This window comes from Anaerolineae bacterium (assembly GCA_014360855.1).
Lineage (GTDB): Bacteria > Chloroflexota > Anaerolineae > JACIWP01 > JACIWP01 > JACIWP01.
Genome location: JACIWP010000189.1, coordinates 1 through 6290 on the forward strand (window position 1 = coordinate 1; position 6290 = coordinate 6290).

Below are 6290 nucleotides of genomic sequence, written 5' to 3' on the forward strand. Positions count from 1 at the left end.
ACAGCGGGCGCTGGGGTCGTGCGCCCAACCTGTCCAGCGCTTCCCAGCGCGGCCCCTGGAAAATCTGCAGGAAGCGTTCGTACACCAGCCGGGCGGCGGAGATGCCGGCCTTGCCGGCCAGTTCCGCTTTTCCCAGGCGCTCCAGCTCCGCGTCCACCAGGGTATCGAGCTGGCTGACGAAGAAAGAGGCCACCGAGGCGACGCGGTGCAGGTCCTGGCCGGCCCTGGCGCGCCCCTCCATGCCGCGCAGAAAGGCTTCTGCCACTGCGGCGTACTGCTCCACGGAAAAGATAAGGGTGACGTTGACGTTCACCCCCTCCCGGATGAGCGTCTCAATGGCCGGCAGGCCTTCCGGCGTGGCCGGCACCTTGATCATCACGTTCGGCCGGCCAAGGAGGGAGAAAAGCCGGCGCGCCTCCGCGATGGTGCCGGCGGTATCATGGGCCAGGGTCGGGCTGACCTCCAGGCTGACATAGCCGTCCAGCCCATCGGTGGACTGATACACGGGCAGAAGCAGGTCTGCGGCCTGGGCAATATCTTCGACGAACAATTCCTCGGCGACGCTCTGGACCGGTTTGCCGGCGTTGAGCCGAGCGCGGATGGCGTCGTCGTAGTCGTTACTGCCGGCGATGGCCTTTTCGAAGATGGTCGGGTTCGAGGTGACGCCGCGCAGGCCCTGGGCGATGAGCGCGGCAAAGTCGCCTGATTGGATAAAGGAGCGGCGGATGTAGTCCAGCCAGATGGACTGACCGAGGTTTGCCAGTTCCTGGAGCTTACTCATGGTGCACTCTCCCTGTGAGGCGTATCGCGCACATAATACTGATGCCGGCGCGAGGACGCAAGTTGAAGACCTGCTTGCATTCTATGAAATTTTGCGATATATTATGTCACGATGGACTGAACCGCGTTCCAGGGCGCGTCCGAACAGCTCTAAAAGGAGGCACAGCATGTCACAGGAGCATGAATTGGATGAAGCGGTGCGCCGGCGGCTGAACATCGTCCGCTTCGGCCTGATGGCCATCCCACCCATCGCCTGGGCTATCTCCTTCTCCTTGCCCTTTATCGTGGCGCGCGGGTTAGGCGCGAACTGGATCTCCATGGCCCTGATCCCCAGCCTGATCCAGACAGCCATCGTGGCGGTCATCTGTGTGATAGTCTGGTTCGTGTACAAAAGCCTGGTGATCCGCGGGGCGCGCCGCTGATCCCACCTCAGCGCCGGCACAACAGGGGCAGGGTTACCCGCCCACCGCTGATTTCCGCGCGCAGAGCGCTGAAGCTTATACCCAGCGCCTGTCCCCCGGCCGCGGCTGTGCTCCGCCGGCTTCCTGCCGTGCTGAACCTCAGCCATGCCTCACGTGCCGGCGCACGGGCGCGGAGGTGGAAACGGGCCAGGTCCATGAGGCTCTCACCCCCACCCGCCCCTCTCTGCGCGGCGATGAAGTCCACCCGGCCGGCGTAGTTGTCCACCCGATTCACCAACACCGTATCCATGCCCTCCACCGGCTGAATGCACTCCGCCGGCGCCCCGGCTCCGTCCACAATTTGCAGGACGTTCGGGTCATAGTCCAGATGCACCGCCACGACATCCGGTGAACTGCCGAAGGCGATCGCCTGCAGGGTCACCGGGACAATGTCGCCGGCGATGGTCTTGGTGTCGGAGGGCAACAGCGATAAGGCGAGCCAATCTCCCCCAGCGGCCGACGCCGGTGTCCAGCGCAGGACCAAGAAAGACCCGGGCAGGGCGGCGGCCGGCCCCCCTCGCCCCAGGTTCGGCACCAACAGGTCCCAATCCCCCTGCCCGACCTCGCCGTCGCGATCCAGATCCGCCGGCGGGTCAAACGCCGGCTCGCCGGAGCGGCTCCCCCAGGCAGCGATGAGACGCGACAGGTCATCGGCCCCGATGCGCTGGTCAGCGTTGATATCCCCCCAAACGGGGACGCCGGCATCCCAGCGGTTGCCGCCCGGCTGTAAGCGGAGCGGCGTCATCAGGGCCAGGCTTCCCGGCACAAAGGCGGTCAGCTCCCACGCGCCGGGCCGCACCTGCAGGGGCAGGAGGGCCTGGCCGGCGACATCGGTCTGTGCGGACGCCAGGGCTTCCACCGGCAGTGCCGGCCCGCCGGCCATCGTCACCAGCAGGGGCCTGGGCCAGAGCGTGGGCGGTCCCTGCGTGTCGAACGCCACCGTCAGCGACGCTGTCTCCTGCGCCGATCGCGGCGCCGGAGTGGGAAAAGCCTGTGCCGCCGTGGAGGGCGCCGGCCGCACCACCAGCGCGCCTTCTACCCGGGTGGTCACAACAGCGTTGGACGCCAGGGACGCCTGGGGCTGGCCTACGGCAGGGTTGGCGCCCAGGGAGACGGCGATGTCGGGTATATAGTCCACATATCCCGCCAATCCCCACCCAGCCGGCTGGAGCAGGATATGGTACAGGTCATGGGAGACGAACGCCGCGTCATTGTGCAGTGCTTCCGGCTGTTCCGCGGCGTGCGGATGGTCCTCGACCGGCAGGGCCTCGCCGGCGAACCCCGCCTCCCGCCCATCCCGCAGGGGATCGCTGACCAGCAGGGCGTCCTCCTCGCAGAGCACGCCGGCGGCGCCCAGATAGCGCCCGCCGACGCGGCTCCATTCGCCGGTATACGCATCCCACTGCCAGAAACCGAGCAGTAGCACCACGCCGGCGCCGGTGCGCACCTCCGCCCGCACATCCTCGAACCCGGGAGCCGTAATCCACTCCACCTCGAAAGAGCCGGCCAGCCCGCGCTCCTGCAGGTATTTCTGCAAGGCGTCCAACATATCTTCCGGACGGGTGCCCAGGTGCCCATCACCAGAATGCAGGCCATTTGTATCCATGCTGCCGGCCAGGTCCACAATAAATGGAACCGCATTGCGAGGGTCGTGATCGTCCCAGGCGCCGTAGGCGGTCACCAGCGGGAAGCTGTCCGCCACCGCCGGCGGGGGCTGATCAGCTCCCTCCAGGCGAGAATCCAGCCACCACAGGACATCCGCCAGCGCCGCCGGCCCGTCATACGCCCACACCTCCGCCGGATACCATATCGCCCAGTCCTCCTGCCGGGCGCTGAAATCCGGCAGGCCGGCCGGCGCGTAATCTGGCGCGTCGCCGCGCGGACTGCACAGACCAGGGTAAGGGGTGGGGGCCGGCTCGGGGCCCGCCGGCCGCTCCACGCACAGCGAGACGTCGTCCAGATAGGCACGCGTCGCGCCGGCATTGCCGTCGTTATGCACGCGGAAACGCAGGTACAGGATTTGTCCCCGATACGCGCTCAGGTCCAGGCCGGCCTCCGCCCAGCCAGAACGGGGCGCCGGCGAGATCTGCTCCAGGATACGGCCGGCGGCATCGGTTGCTTCCAACGTGAACCAGTCATACCCCTCCTCGCTGGCCGGCCGGGAGAGGAGATACCAGAAGGACAGGCGGGCGCGTACCGCATCGGATGGGATCCGCACCCTTTGCCAGGCGATGCTCTCGGTCGGGCTCTGCTCCATTCCCAGCCCGCCCAGCAGAAGGCTGAAGAAACCGGAATGCCGCTCCGTCGGCATGACGAACGGGGGGGCATCGCCGGCCAGCGTCCAGCCGGCGGTGAATTCCTCGAATCCGCCGTTCGTCACCCGCTCCGTACATGGGCCTGGCGTGGAGGTGGGGCCGGGGGTCGGAGCCGGCGTCCCCGCCGGCGGCACCAGCGGGGTCTGCACCGTCAGCGTCGTCGAAGATGGGGAGGCAAAGGAAGAAAGGCGCAGGCGCAGGTGCAGGACCTCGCCGGCGCGTGCGCTGGCGGCGGCCGATACGGTCAGCAGGACGGTTTGGGAGCGGCCGGGTTCCAGCGCCGGCAGGTCCCAGGAGTAGCTACTGCCGTGGGGCGCACAGCCATCACTGCAGGAAAGGAAGCGCGCCTGCGCCGGCAGTTCCGCGGTCAGATGCAGGGCATCTGCCGTGGTCGTGCCGGCGTTCTCGATACGGATGCGGTAGACCAGCGTGCCCCCGGGCGAGACGGCTGACGGGTCGGTCTCCACGTGCAGGGCAAGCTCATCCGCCGGCAGGGTCAGCTCCAGCCGCCAGCCGGCCAGCGTCCGCTCGTTCGCCTCGGGAAAATCGGCGAAGCTGTCCACCAGCAGGCCGTGATTCTCCTCCGGGTGCGCCAGCCAGTCAGCGACCCACGGGGTGATGTCCCATGCCGCGGTGCCTGCGGTGCCCAGCACCGCCTGCGCCTGTCCGGGGAGTGCCGGCGGCCGGTTCTTCCATGTGGGCCGGCCGGCCTGCCAGCCGGCGCGCAGTCTGGAGAGATGTGTGACCATCGTGGCCAGGCCGCTGTGCTCGGCGATATCGGCCTTGACCACCGCCTTGAGCGGCATTACGCCGGCGGGGAGGCCTCCCAGGTCGAACCACAGCAGGCCGGCGCGCCGGCCAACGCTGGCGCGGTAGCTCCAGCCAATGGTCATGGCCCCGTCAGCGGCCGGGGCAAAGGACTGGGTCGGACTGCCCTCGGCAATGCCGGCCAGGGCGGTGGGGGCGAGGGTAATGGTGACCGTGTCGGCTGTGGCCAGGGCGCGCTGTGCCGGCGGGCGCCACCACAGGCCGGCGCAAAATCCCCACACCAGCAGGGCAGTGACCAGCACACACAGCATCCAGCGCGGGGCGGCTGTCACGCGGGGATGGGGATGGGATAAGCCCATCGAAGCCTCCTTTTTGGGAAGACTGGCCGACATGCCGGCATTATTATACCACAGGACAGCACAGGGGTAATTTGTCCAAACGAACACTCTATGGTAGGATGCGGGGAAACGGCGTATGAGGGAGGTAGATGGAAGCATTCGAGCATCAACTGGTCGCATTCCTGGATACCCTGCTGAACTCCATTGGCTGGGCCGGCGTCGTGGTCATCATGGCGCTGGAGAGTGCCAATATCCCCATTCCCAGCGAGGTCACCATGCCGTTGGCCGGCTGGATGCTCACCGACAGCATCTGGGAAGCCGCCTGGCACGGCGGCCTGTTCGGCGCGCTGGGCTGTACCATTGGCTCCGTCATCTCGTACGCGCTGGGCGCCTACGGGGGCCGGCCCCTGCTGGAACGCTACGGCAAGTATATCTTCGTCCATGAAGAGGACCTGGAGCGCGCCGACCGCTGGTTCGCCCGTTGGGGAGATTGGGCGGCCTTTATCTCCCGCCTCCTGCCCATCGTGCGCACGTTTATCTCCTTCCCCGCCGGCGTGGTGAAGATGAACTTTGCCCGCTTCACTGTGCTGACCTTCGTCGGCTCGTTCATATGGTGTGCGGCTCTGGCAGTGGGCGGCCGGATTTTCGGGGAGAACTGGGAGCAGCTCCGGGCCATTATGCGGCCCTTTGACATCCCCATTGCCATCATCATCCTGGCCGGCATCGGCTGGTACATCTACCGCCATGTCGGCCGGCGCAAAAAGCCCGAGCGGGCCGTCACCGAGCCGGACAGCGTTTAATGCGCCGGCAAACGGCCGGCCGGTCGCGTTTCTGGCACCTTCCACCATATTAGGAAGGCGCCGAAGAGGATGACCGCGCCGGCCAATAAGAACAGCACTTGATAGCCGGCCCCCGCCGCACGCAGGTTGAAAAAGTCCACCAGGGGGCCGGCTAAGCGCGCCGTGGCCCCGGCGCCGGCGGTAGCAAAGTTCGACAGCCCCAGGTATTTCCCCGCTTCCTCCGGCGGGACCAGGTCGGTGGCCAGCGCCCAGTTCACGCTGAGGAACGAGCCCAAGCCGGCCCCCAGGATGGCGCCGGCCAGATATACATCCCCCATAGTTTGGACCCGCAGGAGCAGTAACACCCCCAGCCCGCACAGCACCGCCGCGATAATGTTCCACCAGCGCCGGCCCAGCCGGTCGGAGAGGTAACCGGAAGGAAACACCAGCAGGGCGACACCTACCCCGATGGTGGTCATCAGCGCCGCCGTCGCGCCGGCAGGATTGGGGGAGCGGAGCACATCGCGGATAAAGTACTGGCCAAAGCTCTGCACGCCGTAAATGCCGACCAGGATGCAGAACCGCGCGGCCAGGAGGTAGGCATAGGCGGGGTAGCGGCGGACATCGAAATAATAGGCGCGGCGGAGCGCCCGGCGGAGCAGTTGCCGGAGCGGCAGGTGCTCGCCCCGTGCCGGCGGTTCTCGCACCCCGAGCAAAGTGCATATCAGCATGGTGAGCAGGACGCCGGCGATGACAGCGAGAGCCAGCCGGCTCTGGCCGCGATCCACGAAATAGCCAGCGGTCATGGCGCCGGCTATGAACCCGGCCAAGTCCAGGATGTTCTTCGCT

At 67.0% G+C, this 6290-nt stretch carries 5 protein-coding genes; 2 read left to right on the plus strand and 3 right to left on the minus strand.

Going from position 1 to position 6290, the window contains the following annotated elements; all coding sequences use genetic code 11:
* Positions 1 to 781, minus strand: a 781-nt coding sequence (gene tal / locus H5T60_10460) for a transaldolase (protein ID MBC7242853.1), incomplete at its 3' end; no start/stop codon positions are given.
* Positions 782 to 947: 166 nt separating this feature from the next.
* On the opposite strand from tal, the gene H5T60_10465 reads away from it, so the two are divergent.
* Positions 948 to 1202: a hypothetical protein gene (locus H5T60_10465; protein ID MBC7242854.1), complete on the plus strand. Its 255-nt coding sequence runs from the start codon at positions 948 to 950 to the stop codon at positions 1200 to 1202.
* Between the two features lie 7 nt (positions 1203 to 1209).
* Here the strand turns inward: H5T60_10465 and H5T60_10470 are convergent, their stop codons facing one another.
* Positions 1210 to 4683 carry a DNRLRE domain-containing protein gene (locus H5T60_10470; GenBank protein MBC7242855.1) on the minus strand — a complete coding sequence of 1158 codons (3474 nt, stop codon included), beginning with the start codon at positions 4681 to 4683 and terminating at the stop codon, positions 1210 to 1212.
* A 128-nt stretch (positions 4684 to 4811) separates the two neighbouring features.
* Here H5T60_10470 and H5T60_10475 point away from each other — a divergent pair, with 128 nt between their 5' ends.
* Complete coding sequence (locus tag H5T60_10475) at positions 4812 to 5462, plus strand: DedA family protein (GenBank protein ID MBC7242856.1); 651 nt, start codon at positions 4812 to 4814, stop codon at positions 5460 to 5462.
* Here the strand turns inward: H5T60_10475 and H5T60_10480 are convergent.
* On the minus strand, positions 5459 to 6271 hold the full coding sequence (locus H5T60_10480) for an MFS transporter (GenBank protein MBC7242857.1): 813 nt from the start codon (positions 6269 to 6271) through the stop codon (positions 5459 to 5461). The two genes, H5T60_10475 and H5T60_10480, sit on opposite strands and share 4 nt — an antisense overlap.
* Positions 6272 to 6290: the final 19 nt, after the last annotated feature.

What these genes read in the sequence shown, in the direction of transcription:
- H5T60_10465 (MBC7242854.1), top strand. Translation starts at nt 948, where the DNA reads ATGTCACAGGAGCATGAATTGGATGAAGCGGTGCGCCGGCGGCTGAAC.
- H5T60_10470 (MBC7242855.1), bottom strand. Translation starts at nt 4,683, where the DNA reads ATGGGCTTATCCCATCCCCATCCCCGCGTGACAGCCGCCCCGCGCTGG.
- H5T60_10475 (MBC7242856.1), top strand. Translation starts at nt 4,812, where the DNA reads ATGGAAGCATTCGAGCATCAACTGGTCGCATTCCTGGATACCCTGCTG.